Consider the following 15,419-nt stretch of genomic DNA (forward strand, 5'->3'; position numbering starts at 1 on the left):
GTGAAGGTTCTTTCCAACTGGCGCTCCGTGCGCCTGTGGGAAACCCAGGTCGAACGCGACCTGCACCGCGATCACAGCCTGCGCACGCACGGCCTGCTGATCGGCACTTTCACGCTGCTGCTGATGTGGGGCGTGTCGGCGCTGCAGATGCACCTGCTGCATGTCGAGTCGCTGGCCGTGCGCTACCTCGTCACGCTGGGCGTGGGCTATGTCGGGTATCTGTGCGTGCTGCGCTGGTGGGCGCAGCGGCTGGTGGAGCGGCGCACCGAGATCGAGGCACCCGATGTCGACCTGGGTGTCGACGGCTCCGGCGACCACGGATGCGTGACCGACGCCACCGAAGGCACCAGCGCACTCTCCGACGTGGCCAGCGGCGCGCTCGACGCCGCGGGCGGCGCCGACGAAGGCGCGATCATCGTCGTGCCGGTGCTCGCCATCTTCCTGCTGTGCGTGGCCGTCGTGCTCGGCGCGGGCTCGCTGGTGCTGCTGTACTTCAGCTGGGACGCGCTGCTGGCCGTGGCGATCGAGGTCGCCTTTTCCTATGTGTCGGCCCGCGCCGCGGTGCGCGTGGCGCGCGAAGGCTGGCTCATGGCGGCGGTGCGGCTCACCTGGAAGCCGCTGCTGGGCGCGGTGATCTGCGCGGTGGCGTTGGGCGCGCTCATCGACCACTTCATGCCGCAGGTCCACTCGCTGCCCGAGGCCGTGCGCGTGCTCACGGGGAAGGCACCGCGCTGAGCAGGTGCTCGACCAGCACCCGGCACTTGGGCGGCAGGTAGCGGCTGGGCGGGTACATCAGCCACGCGTGCCCCTGGTAGCTGCCCTGCAGCGCCCAGTCGGGCAGCACGCGCACCACGCGGGCGTCGTCCAGCGCCTCGCGCGCCGTGAAGGCCGGCACGCAGGCCACGCCCAGGTCCGAGAGCGCGCCATCGAGCCGCATCTCACTGTGGTTGCAGACGTAGCGGCCGTCCACCACCACCTCGACCTCGTCCTCACCGTCTTTTCGAAAGCGCCAGTGGTGGTCGCGCTCGTGCTCGCCCAGCGACAGGCAGCTGTGCGCGCGCAGGTCGTGCGGGTGCGCGATGGCGCCGTGGCGTGCCAGGTAGGCCGGCGTGGCGCACAGGATGTGCTCGACCGCCGTCAGCTGCCGCGCCACCAGCCCCTCGGGCGGCGCCGTGGTGAGGCGCACCACGAGGTCGACGCCTTCGCGGATCGGGTCGATGTCGCGGTCGGCCACGATCAGCTGCACGTCCACTTCCGGATAGGCGCGCAGGAAGTCGAGCAGGTGCGGATGCAGTACGCGCCGCGCAAAGGCCTTCGGCGCGCTCAGGCGCACCCGGCCGGCCGGCGTGCGGGCGAACTGCGCGCCGATGTCCATCGCGCCCTGCGCCGCCGCCACCAGCTCGCGGCAGCGCGCAAAAGCCTCGGCGCCAGGCTCCGTGAGCCGCAGCTGGCGCGTGGTGCGCTGCAGCAGCTGCACGCCGATCTCCTGTTCGAGCCGCTTCACCTGCCGGCTCGCGGCCGAGGGCGTGATGCCCAGCAGGTCGGCGGCGGCCGAGAAGCTGCCCCGTTCGGCGACCCGCACGAAGGTCACCATCTCGGGCAGCACCTTGAGAAATGAATTCGTTCCGACCACGCAAGAGTCCTGTTCCGGCCGACGGCTGTGCGGCCCTGGTGCCGCCCGGAACAATGCGCCATCTCTTCTTCTTTCAGGCGCCCCGGGCCGCGGGCAGACAGTATGGATTCAAAGGCGTTGCAAGGTGCGGTCCCGGCGGGACGCGGGTGGTGGCCGGCCGGCTTCGGTCCCGCCGAACTCATGCTGCTGCTCGTGGCGGCGGTCTGGGGCGGCAGCTACGCAGTGGCCAAGCAGGCGACGCAGCAGCTGCCGGTGCTCGAATTCGTCGCGCTGCGTTTCGGCCTCACCTTTCTCGTGTTGCTGCCCGCGCTGCGGCCGCTGTGGCGTGACCCGCAGTGGCGCCAGGGGCTCGCCGTGGGCGGCCTGCTGGGCGCCAACCTGCTCGCCATCTTCCTGTGCGAGACCTTCGGCGTCTCGCTGACCCTGGCGAGCAACGCGGCCTTCCTCATCAGCCTGTGCGTGGCGATCACGCCTTTTGTCGAATGGTGGTTGCTGGGCCGGCGGCCCGCGCGGCGCGTGTTCTGGGCGGCCGGGCTCTCGGCCGTGGGCGCGGCCCTGCTGTCGGCGCCCTCGCTCGCCGACCTGTCGATGGGGTGGGGCGACGCCCTCATGCTCGCCGCCGCCTTCCTGCGCGCCGTCATGGTGTGCCTCACGCGCCGCCTGGCGGGCCGCCACACCCTGCCGGCGCTCACGCTGACGGCCGTGCAGTCGGGCGTGATGGCGCTGGGCGCGGCGGCGCTGTCGCTGCTGGCCGCATCGGGCGGGCGCGCCTGGCACCTGCCGCCCGCCACGGCCGGCTTCTGGTGGGGCATGGCCTACCTCGTGCTGCTGTGCACCGTGTTCGCCTTTTTCGCGCAGAACCACGCGGCCTCGCGCAGCAGCCCGAGCCGGGTGTCGCTGCTCATGGGCAGCGAACCGGTGTTCGGCGCGGCCATCGCGGCGCTCGGGCTGGGTGAGCGCATCGGCGCCTGGGGCTGGGCCGGCGGCCTGCTGATCGTGGGCGCCGCCCTGTGGGTGAGCCTGGCGCCGGAGGAAGGCGGGCAGACGGGGCGCCCCTGACGGCGGAAGGGGCCGGCTGGGCGCGGCCCCCGGCTCGTGGCATCCTCGGGGGCTGCGGCGTTTCGCCGCCCCCCACAACACCAAGGAATGCAGACATGGGCGCGCAATGGAAAGCCAAGCACAAGGACGTGGCCGCGAATGCCAAGGGCCGGCTGTTCGGCAAGCTGGCCAAGGAAATCATGATCGCCGCGCGCAACGGCGCCGACCCGGCCTCGAACGCGCGGCTGCGGCTGGTCGTCGAGCAGGCCCGCAAGGTCTCGATGCCGAAGGACACGCTCGACCGCGCCATCAAGAAGGGCGCCGGCCTCACGGGCGAGGCGGTGCACTTCGACCACGTGATGTACGAGGGCTTCGCCCCGCACCGCGTGGCCGTGATGGTCGAGTGCCTGACCGACAACGTGAACCGCACCGCGCCTGAAATGCGCGTGCTGTTCCGCAAGGGCCAGCTCGGCACCTCCGGCTCGGTCTCCTGGGACTTCGACCACCTCGGCATGATCGAAGCCGAGCCCGCCAGCAAGGACGCCGACGCCGAAGTGGCCGCCATCGAAGCCGGCGCGCAGGACTTCGAGCCAGGTGCCGAAGACGGCACCACCCTGTTCCTGACCGAGCCCACCGACCTCGACCTGGTGAGCCGCGCACTGCCGGCCCAGGGCTTCACCGTGCTGTCGGCCAAGCTGGGCTATCGGCCCAAGAACCCCGTTGATCCTGCGAGCCTGAGCGCTGCCGACCTCGAAGAGGTCGAGGCGTTTCTTGCGGCCATCGACGCGAACGACGACGTGCAGAACGTGTACGTCGGGTTGGCGGGTTGACCGCCTGAGCCTGACGTTCGGGGCGACGCTCCCGCCGACGGGGCACCTTGCTCCGCGAATGTCCTCCGCCCTTCGGGCTCCCCCTTAATTTCGCTGCGCAAGGCACCCCATCGACGTGAGCGTTGGGCAGTGCAGTCGTTGATCGGCCGCACACCACCGCCGCGTCCCGTGCGCAGGACACTGGGTGCTTCCCGCAGCGAAATCAAGGAGGAGGCCGCAGGCCGGGGGACATTCGCGGAGGGAAGTACCCGGTGGCCTGTGCACACGCCCTGAACATCGTCGATAGAACCGAGCCGCCACGCCGGAGACAATCCGCGCCGGAGGAAAACAGTTCAATGACCCATTCGACGAAGAAACGAACGCCGTCGCGTGCCACACGGCGGGCCCTCGGCCTGGCACTGGCCATCGCCGGCTTCTCGGCACAAGCCCAGACCGAAGCAGCCGCACCACAACCCATGGCCGCAGCTTCAGCGCCCGCCGAAGCAGCACCCGCCGCACCCCCGCAAACCCGTCTGCGCTTCAACCGCGGCACCTACAAACCCGGCATCGAGCGCCTGCGCGTGGTGCGCCGCGAGAACACGGTCCAGAACGTGGCGGGACAGGTGGCGCTGAACGTCGCGTTCGCGGTGCTGGCCGGCGGCGTGGCCGCGCAAGGCTTCTCGAAAGACGACTTGGGCGGCACCACGCTCGAAGAACTCAAGGACGATCCGCTGGGCGTCAATCCCGCCATCAGCGACCTCAACGACGCCTTGAGCAAGGTCGCCACCGACATCTACCGCAAGCGCGCCGAGGCCGCACTGGCCACCGCCCTGACCGACGGCTCCACGCCCGAGGAGATCGAGGCGGCGCGCCAGATCCCGAAGGAAGCCGACACCCCGCTGCTCCCGGGACCGTGGCACCTGGTCTACGAGAACCTGCTGGGATCGGACGAGCTGTTCCGCCTCAAGTTCGGCGCCGACCTGGGGCGCCCCGGCTTCATGCGCCCGCCGATCGAATGCCGCTACCAGTCGGAGCCGGTCGCATGGGCACGGTGGCAGGCCGACAACTGGCAACTGCTGCGCGAAGAACGCGCAAAGGCCGTGGAGGCCTGCACCAAGATCATCTCTGCCGCACCCGAGAAGCGCTGGTAAGTCCGCGCCTTCGGTCGCTCAGTACAACCCGAGCTGCCGCGTGCGCAGCCGCGCCAACCCCAGCAGCGCATCGGTGAACGGCGTGGCCACGCCCGTCAGCTCGCCCAGCTCGCGCACCACGGTGACGAGCGCGTCGAGCTCGACCGAGCGGCCCGCTTCCACGTCCTGCAGCATCGAGGTCTTGAACGCGCCGAGCTTCATCGTCACCGCGTGCCGGTCCTCGGGGCTCTGCGTGATCTCGATGCCGATGCGCCGGCCGATCTCCTTGGCTTCGAGCATCACGGCCGAGATGAAGCCGCGCACGTAGTCGTCGCCCATGATCAGGTCGGTGGTGGCGCCGGTGAGCGCGCTGATCGGGTTCACCGTCATGTTGCCCCACAGCTTGAACCACACGTCCTTCTGGATCTGCGGCGACAGCGTGGTGTCGATGCCCGTGCTCTTGAGCAGCTCGACCAGCTTCTGCACGCGCGGCGTGGCCTGGCCCGAAGGCTCGCCCACGATCAGTCCGTTGCCGAAGTGGTGCCGCACCACGCCCGGCCCGTCGAGCGAGCAGCTGGCGTGCACCACGCAGCCGATCACGTTGCGCGACGGAATGGCCTTGGCAATGGCGCCTTCGGGGTCGACGGCCGCGAGCCGGTGCCCCGTGATCTCGCCGCCGAAGCCGCCTTCGAGGAACCACCACGGCACGCCGTTCATCGCGACCAGCACGATCGTGTCGGGCCCGATCAGCGGCCCGATGCGTTCGGCCACGCCGGCCAGTGCGGGCGCCTTCACGGCGATCACCACCAGGTCTTGCACACCGAGTGCCTCGGGGTCGGCCACCGCGTTCACCGGCACGCGCGTGCGCACGTCGCCGCGCATGAGCGAGAGGCCGTCCTTCTGCAGTGCGTCGAGCGTGGCGCCGCGCGCCACGACGTTGAGGCGCTGGCCTGCCTGCGCGAGGCCGACGCCGATCCATCCGCCGATCGCGCCGGCGCCGTAGATGCAAATCTTCATGGGAACAGGCGCCTCAGTTGCGGTAGCTCGGGTCGATGCGGTCCACCTGCCGCACCAATGCATTGAACACGTCCTGCCCGGCGCCGTGCGCGGGGCTGAACTGCAGCGCGTCGCGCGTGCAGCGCTGTGCGATCTCTTCGCTCACCGGAATGGCGGCGCCCATCGAGAAGGTCGCCATCTGGATCTCGCAGGCGCGTTGCAGCGTCCACAAGATGGCGAAGGTCTGCGGCAGCGTCTGGCCCCAGGCCAGCAGGCCGTGGTTGCGCAGGATCACCGCGTTGCGGTCGCCGATGCTCTTGAGCAGGCGCGGGCCTTCGTCGGCATGGATCGTGATGCCCTCGAAGTCGTGGTACGCCACCATGCCGTGCAGCTGGGCGGTATAGAAATTGGTCTGCTGCAGGCCGCCCTGCAGGCAGGCCACGGCCACGCCGGCCGTGGTGTGCGTGTGCATCACGCAGTGCGCGCCGGGCAGGCCGTCGTGGATGGCCGCGTGCACCACGAAGCCGGCCGGGTTCACCGGGTAGGTCGAGCCGTCGAGCACCTTGCCCTGCAGGTCGATCTTCACCAGGTTGCTGGCCGTCACCTCGCTGTAGTGCAGGCCGAAGGGGTTGATGAGGAACTGCTTCTCGCCACCCGTCACGCTGTCGGGCAGCCGCACCGTGATGTGGTTGTAGATCATCTCGGTCCAGCCCAGCATCGCGAACACGCGGTAGCAGGCCGCGAGCTCCTCGCGCGCGGCGCGCTCGTCGGGATGGATCGAGGGATGGACCAGCGCCGACGGCGCGGTGGCGAGTGTGTTCATGGCAGTTCCTTCATGTGATCAACCTTCAGCCGTGAAGCCGACCTCTTTCACGATCGGCGCCCACTTGGCGGTGTCCTTCTTCAACAGATCGGCCAGCTCGGCCGGCGTGGAAGACATGGCTTCCAGGCCGAAGGTGCCGAGGCCGTCGATCACGTCCTTCTGTGCGAGCGCGTTCTTCATCGCCGTGTTGAGCTTCGTGACCAGTTCGGGCGAGGCCTTGGCCGGCAGGAAGAAGGCGAACCATTCGCTGTGCGCCATGTTCTTGATGCCCTGCTCGCCGAAGGTCGGCACATCGGGCGCGAAGCGGCTGCGCTTGGCACCCGACACGCCCAGGATGCGCACCTTGCCCGACTGCAGGTGCTGCGTGATGTCGCCGATGGGGCCCGACACCGCCGAGATGTTGCCGCCCAAGAGGTCGAGCATGGCCGGCTGCGTGCCGCGGTAGGCCGCGTGCTTGAGCTCGACGCCGGCCTGCTTGCCCAGCAGCGCGCCGATGAAGTGCGGCGTGGAGCCCGCGGCCGGCGAGCCGTAGTTGGCGCCGGCCGGGTTGGCCTTGGCCCAGGTGAGGAACTCGGGCACCGTCTTGATGGTGGCCGGCACGGCCGGGCCGACCGCGAAGCCGAAGTCGAAGATGCAGGCCAGGCTCACGGGCGTGAGGTCGACCATCGGGTCGTAGGGCAGCTTCTTGTAGATGTGCGGGTAGATCGTGAGGATCGACGTGGGCGTCTGCAGGATGGTGGTGCCGTCGGCCGGGCGGCCCTTCACGTAGCTCACGGCAATCTGGCCGCCCGCGCCGGTGCGGTTCTCGACCACGGCGGTCTTGGCGTAGTCGGGGCTCAGCTTCAGCGCAATGCGCCGGCAGGTGGTGTCCGAGGTGCCGCCGGCCGCGAAGCCGGTGACGATGGTGGCGTTCTCGAGCGCGGCAGCCTGCGCAAAGGCCTGCTGGCCGAGGCTGGCGAGCAGCGCCGAGGCGCCGGTGGACTGCAGCATGTGGCGGCGGGTGAAGGTCATGTCTGTCTCTTTTCGGGATGGTGAGGAGGGAGCAGGATCACGACTCGTCGCGCAGCCAGGTGACCGCGCCCGAGTGGGTCACGGCGCCCTGGTGGGCAGGGCGCACGGTGAGCGCGTATTTTTCCAACAAACCACCGTGCGCCGCCCCCGCGTTTACCTCACGTCCGGCCAGCCGCGACGCGATTTCTTCGGCGCTCAGTTCGACCGAAATGCTGCGCGCCGCGGCGCGTGCATCGATGGCCACCATGTCGCCGTCGCGCAGCACCGCGATCGGCCCGCCGTCGGCCGCCTCGGGCCCCGCGTAGCCGATGCACAGGCCGCGCGTGGCGCCCGAAAAACGCCCGTCGGTGAGCAGCGCCACCTTGTCGCCCATGCCCTGGCCGTACAGCAGCGCGGTGATGCCCAGCATCTCGCGCATGCCGGGGCTGCCCTTGGGGCCTTCGTTGCGGATGACGATCACGTCGCCCGCTTCGTAGCGGCGGTTCTGCACGGCCGCCTGGGCTTCTTCTTCCGAGTTTAAGACGCGCGCCGGACCGCGGTGCACCAGCGTCTTCAGGCCCGTCGTCTTGAGCAGCGCGCCGTCGGGGCAGAGGTTGCCCTTGAGCACCGCCAGCCCGCCGTCGCGCGTGATCGGGTTGCCGGCTTCGCGCACCACGCGGCCGTCGGGCGCGGCGGCGTCGGCCACTTCCTCGGCCAGCGTGCGGCCGGTGAAGGTGAGGGCGTCGCCGTGCAGGAAGCCTTGCTCCAGCAGCGTGCGCAGGATCACGCCCGCGCCGCCGATGTAGTACACGTCGCGCGCCAGGTACTGGCCGCCGGGGCGCAGGTCGGCAATGAGCGGCGTGCGCGCGAAAATTTCGGCCACGTCGTCCAGGTGGAACTTGATGCCGGCCTCGTGCGCGATCGCCGGCAGGTGCAGCGCGGCGTTGGTCGAGCCGCCCGTGGCCGAGACCACGGCGCAGGCGTTTTCGAGCGCCTTGCGCGTCACGACGTCGCGCGGCAGCGGGCCGTCGCCCATCACCGCCTTCATGAGCTGTTTGGCGGCGCGGCGCATCAGCGGCGCGCGCTCGCTGAACACCGCGGGCACCATGCTCGAGCCGATGGGCGCCAGGCCCAGCGCCTCCGACACCATGCCCATGGTGTTGGCCGTGAACTGCCCCGCGCAGGCGCCGGCCGTGGGCAGGCAGGCGCGGCTCATGGCGTCGAGCTCGTCGTGCGTGGCGGTGCCGGCGAGCACCTTGCCGATGGTCTCGTAGGTGTCGACCACGTTCAGGTCGCGGCCATCGGGCCCGGGCATCTGCCCCGGCAGGGCAGAGCCGCCATGCACGAACACGCTCGGCACGTTGCAGCGGACCATGCCCATCATCAGCCCCGGCAGGTTCTTGTCGCAGGCGCCGATGGCGAAGATGCCGTCCCACTGGTGGCCGCGCGTGGACGCTTCCACGCTGTCGGCGATGAGCTCGCGCGAGATCAGCGAGAAGCGCATGCCCGAGTGCGCCATCGTCAGGCCGTCGCTCACCGACACCACGGGGCATTCGTGCGGCGTGCCGCCGCCGGCGTAGATGCCGGTCTTGGCGTGCTGCGCCTGCTCGCGCAGGTTGAGGTTGCACGGGCTCATCTCGCCGCCCGTGTGGAACACGCCGACGTGCGGGCGCGCGATGTCCTCGTCGTCCTGGCCCAGCGCGTGCAGGAAGCTGCGCGTGGTCGCGCGGATCGTGCCCTCGCGGATGGTCGCGGAGCGGAAGCGTTTCGTGGGGTCGGTGGGCGTGGTCATGCGGCTGGCGAAGGCTGGCTCGTGGAAGGGCGGGGCGTCAGAACATGCCGTTCTTGTTCGCGGCGGTTTCGGGCACGGGCTGCACCACGTCCCAGTGCTCGACGATCTTGCCGTTCTCGAGCTTGAAGATGTCGACGATGGCGCTGCCGCGCGTGCCGGGTTCGCGCACCGCGTTCACATGCAGGATCACGTAGTCGCCGTCGACGAAGCTGCGCTTGATCTCGCTCTTCGAGTTCGGAAACTTCTCGCGCAGGAAGGCGATGAACTTGCGAAAGCCCTCGGGCCCGTCGGCCGCCGTGGGGTTGTGCTGCACGTAGCGGTTGCCCACGTACTGCAATGCTGCGTCGGCGTCCTTCTGGTTCAGGCCCTTCTCGTAGAAGGCGAGTACGGTCTGGCGGTTGGCTTCCTGCCGGGCCTGCGCGGTCGAGGCCGGGCCCGTCTGGGCGCAGGCGCCGAGGAACAGGGCTGCGGCAGCGGCAAAAGCCGCGAGGGTGGTGCGTCGCATCGAAATGTCCTTGAAAGGGGATCAGTAGCCGTTGGGCGCGGTGGCGCCCGGTGCGGCCTTGTACTTCGCGAGCAACTGCTTGGCGGCGGCCGCGAGCAGGATGGTGTCGACACCCACGGCCACGAACAGCGCGCCGGCCGCGAGCCACTTGCGCGCCTGCTCCTCGGTGGTCGACAGGATGCCGGCCGCCTTGCCGGCCTTGCGGATGCGTGCGATGGCGTCGGCGATCGCGGCCTGCACCTCGGGGTGGTTGGGCTGGCCCACGAAGCCCATCGAGGCCGACAGGTCGGCCGGGCCGATGAACACGCCGTCCACGCCCGGCGTGGCCGCGATGGCGTCGATGTTCTTCATCGCCTCGACCGTCTCGGCCTGCACCAACAGGCAGGTCTGCGCGTTGGCTTCGTGCAGGTAGTTCGGGTAGGCCTGCCAGCGCGAGGCGCGCGCCAGCGCACTGCCCATGCCGCGGATGCCTTCGGGCGGGTAGCGCATGCCCTGCACGAGTTGGGCGGCCTGCTCGGCGGTGTCGACCATCGGCACCAGCAGCGTCTGCGCGCCGATGTCCAGGTACTGCTTGATCAGCGTGGTGTCGCCGACCGGAATGCGCACGACGGGGTGCGAGCGCTGCGCGTCGGGCTGCGCCGACCACGCGCTGGAGATGCCCTGCAGCTGCGCGAGCACCGAGCGCACGTCGTTGGGCGCGTGCTCGCCGTCGACCAGCAGCCAGTCGTAGCCGGTGCCGGCCAGCAGCTCGGCCACGTAGCCGTCGCCCAGGCCGACCCACAGGCCGATCTGGGGTTGGCCGGCCTGCAGGGCCTGCTTGAAGGTGTTGAGTGGGGTGTGCATGAAAAAACTCGTCAGACGAAGCGAAAAGCGATGGAGCCCAGGGGGCCGTAGTCCGCGTGGAAGGTGTCGCCCGGCACGGCATTGGTCGGGCGCGTGAACGAACCGCCCAGCACGATCTCGCCGGCTTCGAGGCATTCGTCCCACGGCGCGAGCTTGTTCGCGAGCCAGGCCACGCCGGTGGCCGGGTGGTTGAGCACGGCCGCGGCCACGCCCGACTCCTCGATCACGCCGTTCTTGTAGAGCAGTGCGCTCACCCAGCGCAGGTCGACCGCGTCGGGCTTCACCGGCCGGCCGCCGAGCACGATGCCCGCATTGGCCGCGTTGTCGGCGATGGTGTCGAACACCTTGCGCATGGCCTTGGTGTGGCGGTCGAACTGCTCGATGCGCGCGTCGATGATCTCGATGGCGGGCACCACGTAGTCGGTGGCGGCCAGCACGTCGAAGATGGTCACGTTGGGCCCCTGCAGCTTCTTGCCGAGCACGAAGGCCAGCTCGACCTCGATGCGCGGCGCGATGAAGCGCGTGAACGGAATGTCGCCGCCCTGCTCGAAGAACATGTCGTCCAGCAGCGTGCCGTAGTCGGGCTCGGTGATCTGGCTGGCCTGCTGCATGGCGCGCGAGGTGAGGCCGATCTTGTGGCCCTTCACGATGCGGCCTTCGGCGATCTTGTGCTTCACCCATTCGCGCGAGATGGCGTAGCCGTCCTCGATCGTCATCTCGGGGAAGCGCTTGGAGAAATGCTCGACCTGCACGCGCGACTTCTCGCTCTCGTGCAGTTCGGCGGCCAGTTGGGCGATGGTGGCGGTGGAGAGCATGGGGGCTCGCTTCTTCTTTATGGGGTGTTGAACAGGGGATGCAGGTTGCTGTGCTTGCCGTCGTACACCTGCCCCGGCGCTTCGTCGATCTGCAGGGTGATGCCGATGTGGCGCTGCGTGAAGACCGGCTCGAAATGCGCACGCACGGCAGCCAGCAGCTCGTCGCCGGCTTTCTTCTTCACCGCCTCGGAGCGGCCCGAGGCCATGCGCAGGTTGAGGTACACGAAGGCGTAGTCGGCCCGGCCGTCGGCCACCGCGTAGTGCGCGGCCGGGTAGGCCAGCACGCGCGTGCCGCCGGTGGGGAACACCGGCTTGCCGGCCTCGTCGCGCTGTTCGAGCATGGTGTCGGCCAGCGTGCGGCACAGCGCCGACACGTCGGTCTCGGCCTCGATGTTGGGCGTGTACAGGATCACCAGGTGCGGCATGGTCGTGCTCCGTTCAAACCACCGACATCGTCGCGGCCGTGCAGGTCACCGCGAAGATCGGGATGGCCTTCATGTGGAAGATCTCGCCCTTGCCGCGCGCGGCCGCGGCCACGCTCAGGAAGGTGCGGATCTCGAAGCCGCCCTGGCCCGCTTCGCGGTAGGTGGCCTCGTCGCCGTAGTCGGCCTGCGAGAGCAACGCCTCGCGGTCGTTGGCGCACCAGCGGCGCATGAACTCGGCGTCCCACTCGGCATTGACCTTGCCCGAGTCGGGCGTGGCCGGCCAGTGCGAGATGCCGCCCGTGCCCACCAGCGCGATGCGCTCGGGCACCTTGTCGCAGGCGCGGCGCAGGGCTTCGCCGAAGGCCCACGCGCGGTGCAGCGGCGTGAGCGGCGGGCCCTGGCAGTTGATGTTCACGGGGATGACCTTGGTGTCGAAGTTCGGCGTGAGGAAGTTCAGCGGCACCATGATGCCGTGGTCGAACTTCCATTCTTCCGCGTAGGCCACGTCCACGGTCTGCATCACCTCGCGGATCAGGCGCTGCGACAGCGCGGCGTCGCCGGGGATGGTGTGCTTCTCGATGCCCAGCCACTTCGGGTCTTCGATCGGGCCCTCGTAGCTGTCGGCCATGCCGATCGCATAGGCCGGCATGTTGTTCATGAAGAAGTTCGCGAAGTGCTCGGCCGCGATGACGATCACCGCGTCGGGCTTGGTCGCGCGCATCGCCTCGCCGAAGCGATGGAACTGCGCGTGGAACTCGTCCTTGACCGCCGGGTCGGCCAGGTGCGCGCGGCCGGTGATGCCGGGGGCGTGGCTGCACACGCCTGCGAATACGAGACTCATACGCCTGCCACTTTCTCGTCGGTTCCGGTTGTCATTGCGTAGATGCCGGCGCGCACGGGGCCGTACTTGCGCACGCCTTCGCGCATGGCTTCGAGGTAGTCGGCCCACGCGACGCCGAGCAAGGGCGCGAAGTGCATCAGCAGCTGGCCGTTGCACCCGAGCACATAGAGCTTGCCGATGTCGCCGCTGCCGATGGCTTCGCGCTCTTCGTCGTTCAGGTCGTAGCCGGCCAGCAGCGTGGCGCGCGTGTCGCCGCCTTCACCGAAGCGGCGCTGCACCTCGGCGTCGCGGTTCAGCGCGAACAAGAATTTCTGCATCGCATAGAGGCTCATGGGTCAGCCCTCGATCTGGATGTTGGCCTTGCGGATCACGTCGCCGTACTTCGCGATCTCGCTGCGGATGAACTCGGCAAAGCGCTCGGGCGTGCCCGACAGCGACGCGATGCCGCCCTTGTGGAACGCCTCGGTCACGGCCGGCGAGGCGAGCGCGCGGTTCACTTCGGCGTTCACGCGTTGCACGATGGCGTCGGGCGTGCCGGCCGGGGCCAGCAGGCCGTTCCACGAATTGGACTCGATGGCCACGCCCTGTTCGGCCAGTGTGGGTATCGCGGGCGCGTACTGCGAGCGCTGCGCGGTCGCCATGCCCAGCGCCACCAGCTTGCCGGCCTGCACATGGCCGCGGAACTCGGGCCAGTTGCCGAACATCACGGTCACCTGGCCGCCGAGCAGGTCGGCCAGCGCCGGGCCCTGGCCCTTGTAGGGCACGTGCACGATGTCCAGGCCCATCTGCAGCTTGAGCATTTCGCCCGACAGATGCGCCGAGGTGCCGTTGCCGAAGGAGGCGAAGCTCAGGGTGCCGGGTTTGGCCTTGGCCTGGTTGCGCAGGTCGGCCAGCGTCTTCAGGCCGCTGCCCGGGTGCGTGGCGAGCACGTGCTCCGACATGCCCATGAGCGCGACCGGGCGCAGGTCTTTGAGCGTGTCGTAGGGCAGCTTGCGCACCAGGGTGGGGTTGGCCGTGAAGCTGTTGGCCACGCACACGAAGCTGTAGCCGTCGGGCGCCGACTTGGCGACCGCATCGACGCCGATCACCGTGCCGGCGCCGGGCTTGTTCTCGACGATCACCGGCTGGCCCAGCGCCTTGCCGAGTTCGAGGCCGACGAGGCGCGCGACGAAGTCGGTGGTGCCGCCGGGCGTGAAGGGCACGACGATGCGCACCGGCTTGGCGGGCCACGCCGTTTGCGCGCGTGCCAGTGCGGGCAGGGCCGCGACTGCGGCCGCGCCCTGCAGCAGCATGCGGCGTTGAATGCTCACGCCACGCCCCAGTGCGGAATGTGGTGCGAGCCCATCGACACCGCGATGTTCTTCGGCTCGCAGAACACTTCGTAGCTCCAGGTGCCGCCTTCGCGGCCCGTGCCCGAGGCCTTGGTGCCGCCGAAGGGCTGGCGCAGGTCACGCACGTTCTGGCTGTTGACGAAGCACATGCCGGCTTCGACCGCAGCGGCCACGCGGTGCGCCTTGCCGATGTTCTCGGTCCAGACGTAGCTGCTCAGGCCGTAGGCGATGTCGTTGGCCAGCTCGATGGCGTGGGCCTCGTCCTTGAACGGGATCAGGCAGGCGACCGGGCCGAAGATCTCGTCCTGCGCGATCTTCATGCGGTTGTCGACGTCGGCGAACACGGTGGGCATCACGTAGTTGCCCCTCTTCACGCGGTCGGGCAGGTTGGCGGGCGCCTCGAGGCCGCCGCACAGCAGCGTCGCGCCTTCCTTCGGGCCCAGCTCGATGTAGCTGCGCACCTTGGCCAGGTGGGCCTGCGAAATCATCGGGCCGACGATGGTCTTCTCGTCGAGCGGGTCGCCCACGACGATGCGTTTGGCGCGCTCCGCGAACTTGGCCGCGAAGTCGGCGTAGATCGACTGCTGCACCAGGATGCGCGAGCCGGCCGTGCAGCGCTCGCCGTTGTTGCTGAAGATCATGAACACGGCCGCGTCGAGCGCGCGGTCGAGGTCGGCGTCTTCGAAGATCACGAAGGGGCTCTTGCCGCCCAGCTCCATGCTGAACTTCTTCAGGCCCGCGCTCTTCACGATGCGGTTGCCGGTGGCGGTGGAGCCGGTGAACGAAATGGCGCGCACGTCGGGGTGCGCCACCAGCGGCTCGCCGGCTTCCTTGCCGTAGCCGTGCACCAGGTTCAGCACGCCGGCCGGAATGCCCGCTTCGAGCGCCAGCTCGCCCAGGCGCGCGGCCGTGAGCGGCGAGAGCTCGCTCATCTTCAGCACGGCCGTGTTGCCGAAGGCCAGGCAGGGCGCGACCTTCCAGGTGGCGGTCATGAAGGGCACGTTCCACGGGCTGATGAGCGCGCACACGCCCACCGGATGGAACAGCGTGTAGTTCAGGTGCGTGGGCGTGGGGTAGGTGTGGCCGTCGACGCGCGTGCACATCTCGGCGAAGTAGTAGAAGTTGTCGGCCGCGCGCGGAATGAGCTGCTTGCCGGTCTGCGCGATCACCTGGCCGCAGTCGTTGGTCTCGGTCTGCGCGATCTCGGGCACGTGCTTGGCGATGAGGTCGCCGAGCTTGCGGATGAGCTTGGCGCGCTCCGGCGCGGGCAGGCCGGCCCACTTGGGGAAGGCAGCCTTGGCGGCGGCCACGGCGGCGTTCACTTCGGCCTCGCCGCCCGAGGCGACTTCGGCCAGCACTTCCTGCGTGGCGGGGTTGACGGTTTCGAAGTAGTCGGCGCCTTGGACTGGCTTGCCGTCGATGAGGTGATGGATCTGTTGCATGGGCGT

The 15,419-nt window shown here is 69.4% G+C and carries 17 protein-coding genes; 4 read left to right on the forward strand and 13 right to left on the reverse strand.

Annotated features, from left to right (window positions below; translation table 11 throughout):
* Positions 1 to 735, forward strand: a complete 735-nt coding sequence (locus FFI97_RS30075) for a hypothetical protein (RefSeq protein WP_139703436.1) — start codon at positions 1 to 3, stop codon at positions 733 to 735.
* Here the strand turns inward: FFI97_RS30075 and FFI97_RS30080 are convergent.
* Entirely contained in the window at positions 713 to 1,594 is an 882-nt protein-coding gene (locus FFI97_RS30080; RefSeq protein WP_139703448.1) for a LysR family transcriptional regulator, read from the reverse strand. The two genes, FFI97_RS30075 and FFI97_RS30080, sit on opposite strands and share 23 nt — an antisense overlap.
* Before the next feature lie 141 nt (positions 1,595 to 1,735).
* Between FFI97_RS30080 and FFI97_RS30085 the strand changes: the two genes are divergently transcribed.
* The 3 genes from FFI97_RS30085 (at position 1,736) to FFI97_RS30095 (ending at position 4,631) form a co-directional block, all read left to right on the forward strand.
* The gene (locus FFI97_RS30085; RefSeq protein ID WP_139703437.1) at positions 1,736 to 2,692 is read left to right on the forward strand and encodes a DMT family transporter; all 957 of its coding nucleotides are present in this window, start codon (positions 1,736 to 1,738) and stop codon (positions 2,690 to 2,692) included.
* A 95-nt stretch (positions 2,693 to 2,787) separates the two neighbouring features.
* Positions 2,788 to 3,501, forward strand: a complete 714-nt coding sequence (locus FFI97_RS30090; protein ID WP_144004546.1) for a YebC/PmpR family DNA-binding transcriptional regulator — start codon at positions 2,788 to 2,790, stop codon at positions 3,499 to 3,501.
* Between the two features lie 335 nt (positions 3,502 to 3,836).
* A complete protein-coding gene (locus FFI97_RS30095; RefSeq protein ID WP_139704063.1) occupies positions 3,837 to 4,631 on the forward strand; it encodes a hypothetical protein in 795 nt (264 codons plus the stop codon).
* A gap of 18 nt (positions 4,632 to 4,649) precedes the next feature.
* Here the strand turns inward: FFI97_RS30095 and FFI97_RS30100 are convergent, their stop codons facing one another.
* From FFI97_RS30100 to hpaE, 12 genes are read right to left on the reverse strand one after another with little or no spacing between them, the layout of a single operon-like run.
* Complete coding sequence (locus FFI97_RS30100) at positions 4,650 to 5,627, reverse strand: 2-dehydropantoate 2-reductase (protein ID WP_095949818.1); 978 nt, start codon at positions 5,625 to 5,627, stop codon at positions 4,650 to 4,652.
* 13 nt (positions 5,628 to 5,640) lie between these two features.
* Entirely contained in the window at positions 5,641 to 6,429 is a 789-nt protein-coding gene (locus FFI97_RS30105) for a class II aldolase/adducin family protein (protein WP_070063516.1), read from the reverse strand.
* Positions 6,430 to 6,447: 18 nt separating this feature from the next.
* Positions 6,448 to 7,440 (reverse strand): Bug family tripartite tricarboxylate transporter substrate binding protein, encoded by a 993-nt coding sequence (locus tag FFI97_RS30110; RefSeq protein WP_095949816.1) that lies wholly within the window; start codon positions 7,438 to 7,440, stop codon positions 6,448 to 6,450.
* Positions 7,441 to 7,477: 37 nt separating this feature from the next.
* The gene (gene ilvD / locus FFI97_RS30115; protein WP_139704060.1) at positions 7,478 to 9,211 is read right to left on the reverse strand and encodes a dihydroxy-acid dehydratase; all 1,734 of its coding nucleotides are present in this window, start codon (positions 9,209 to 9,211) and stop codon (positions 7,478 to 7,480) included.
* Between the two features lie 37 nt (positions 9,212 to 9,248).
* The gene (locus tag FFI97_RS30120) at positions 9,249 to 9,716 is read right to left on the reverse strand and encodes an ester cyclase (RefSeq protein WP_139704058.1); all 468 of its coding nucleotides are present in this window, start codon (positions 9,714 to 9,716) and stop codon (positions 9,249 to 9,251) included.
* A 21-nt stretch (positions 9,717 to 9,737) separates the two neighbouring features.
* Positions 9,738 to 10,559, reverse strand: a complete 822-nt coding sequence (hpaI, locus tag FFI97_RS30125) for a 4-hydroxy-2-oxoheptanedioate aldolase (RefSeq protein WP_062476863.1) — start codon at positions 10,557 to 10,559, stop codon at positions 9,738 to 9,740.
* A gap of 11 nt (positions 10,560 to 10,570) precedes the next feature.
* Positions 10,571 to 11,374: a 2-oxo-hept-4-ene-1,7-dioate hydratase gene (hpaH, locus tag FFI97_RS30130; RefSeq protein WP_062476860.1), complete on the reverse strand. Its 804-nt coding sequence runs from the start codon at positions 11,372 to 11,374 to the stop codon at positions 10,571 to 10,573.
* A gap of 17 nt (positions 11,375 to 11,391) precedes the next feature.
* Complete coding sequence (locus FFI97_RS30135; protein ID WP_139704055.1) at positions 11,392 to 11,799, reverse strand: 5-carboxymethyl-2-hydroxymuconate Delta-isomerase; 408 nt, start codon at positions 11,797 to 11,799, stop codon at positions 11,392 to 11,394.
* 13 nt (positions 11,800 to 11,812) lie between these two features.
* Positions 11,813 to 12,640: an extradiol ring-cleavage dioxygenase gene (locus FFI97_RS30140; RefSeq protein WP_062476853.1), complete on the reverse strand. Its 828-nt coding sequence runs from the start codon at positions 12,638 to 12,640 to the stop codon at positions 11,813 to 11,815.
* A complete protein-coding gene (locus tag FFI97_RS30145; protein WP_095949812.1) occupies positions 12,637 to 12,972 on the reverse strand; it encodes an aromatic ring-opening dioxygenase subunit LigA in 336 nt (111 codons plus the stop codon). Before FFI97_RS30145 ends, FFI97_RS30140 begins: the two co-directional genes overlap by 4 nt.
* A gap of 3 nt (positions 12,973 to 12,975) precedes the next feature.
* Positions 12,976 to 13,944, reverse strand: coding sequence for a tripartite tricarboxylate transporter substrate binding protein (locus tag FFI97_RS30150; RefSeq protein WP_409574658.1), 969 nt, complete (start codon positions 13,942 to 13,944; stop codon positions 12,976 to 12,978).
* Between the two features lie 2 nt (positions 13,945 to 13,946).
* Positions 13,947 to 15,413, reverse strand: a complete 1,467-nt coding sequence (gene hpaE, locus FFI97_RS30155; RefSeq protein ID WP_139704051.1) for a 5-carboxymethyl-2-hydroxymuconate semialdehyde dehydrogenase — start codon at positions 15,411 to 15,413, stop codon at positions 13,947 to 13,949.
* Positions 15,414 to 15,419: the final 6 nt, after the last annotated feature.

The organism is Variovorax sp. KBS0712 (assembly GCF_006323185.2).
In the GTDB taxonomy this organism is placed as follows: Bacteria; Pseudomonadota; Gammaproteobacteria; order Burkholderiales; family Burkholderiaceae_C; genus Variovorax; species Variovorax boronicumulans.

Bases quoted from the DNA above. Each gene is read 5' to 3' on its own strand.
- FFI97_RS30080 (WP_139703448.1), bottom strand. From the start codon at position 1,594: ATGGTGACCTTCGTGCGGGTCGCCGAACGGGGCAGCTTCTCGGCCGCC.
- FFI97_RS30085 (WP_139703437.1), top strand. From the start codon at position 1,736: ATGGATTCAAAGGCGTTGCAAGGTGCGGTCCCGGCGGGACGCGGGTGG.
- FFI97_RS30090 (WP_144004546.1), top strand. From the start codon at position 2,788: ATGGGCGCGCAATGGAAAGCCAAGCACAAGGACGTGGCCGCGAATGCC.
- FFI97_RS30095 (WP_139704063.1), top strand. From the start codon at position 3,837: ATGACCCATTCGACGAAGAAACGAACGCCGTCGCGTGCCACACGGCGG.
- FFI97_RS30100 (WP_095949818.1), bottom strand. From the start codon at position 5,627: ATGAAGATTTGCATCTACGGCGCCGGCGCGATCGGCGGATGGATCGGC.
- FFI97_RS30105 (WP_070063516.1), bottom strand. From the start codon at position 6,429: ATGAACACACTCGCCACCGCGCCGTCGGCGCTGGTCCATCCCTCGATC.
- FFI97_RS30110 (WP_095949816.1), bottom strand. From the start codon at position 7,440: ATGACCTTCACCCGCCGCCACATGCTGCAGTCCACCGGCGCCTCGGCG.
- ilvD (WP_139704060.1), bottom strand. From the start codon at position 9,211: ATGACCACGCCCACCGACCCCACGAAACGCTTCCGCTCCGCGACCATC.
- FFI97_RS30120 (WP_139704058.1), bottom strand. From the start codon at position 9,716: ATGCGACGCACCACCCTCGCGGCTTTTGCCGCTGCCGCAGCCCTGTTC.
- hpaI (WP_062476863.1), bottom strand. From the start codon at position 10,559: ATGCACACCCCACTCAACACCTTCAAGCAGGCCCTGCAGGCCGGCCAA.
- hpaH (WP_062476860.1), bottom strand. From the start codon at position 11,374: ATGCTCTCCACCGCCACCATCGCCCAACTGGCCGCCGAACTGCACGAG.
- FFI97_RS30135 (WP_139704055.1), bottom strand. From the start codon at position 11,799: ATGCCGCACCTGGTGATCCTGTACACGCCCAACATCGAGGCCGAGACC.
- FFI97_RS30140 (WP_062476853.1), bottom strand. From the start codon at position 12,640: ATGAGTCTCGTATTCGCAGGCGTGTGCAGCCACGCCCCCGGCATCACC.
- FFI97_RS30145 (WP_095949812.1), bottom strand. From the start codon at position 12,972: ATGAGCCTCTATGCGATGCAGAAATTCTTGTTCGCGCTGAACCGCGAC.
- hpaE (WP_139704051.1), bottom strand. From the start codon at position 15,413: ATGCAACAGATCCATCACCTCATCGACGGCAAGCCAGTCCAAGGCGCC.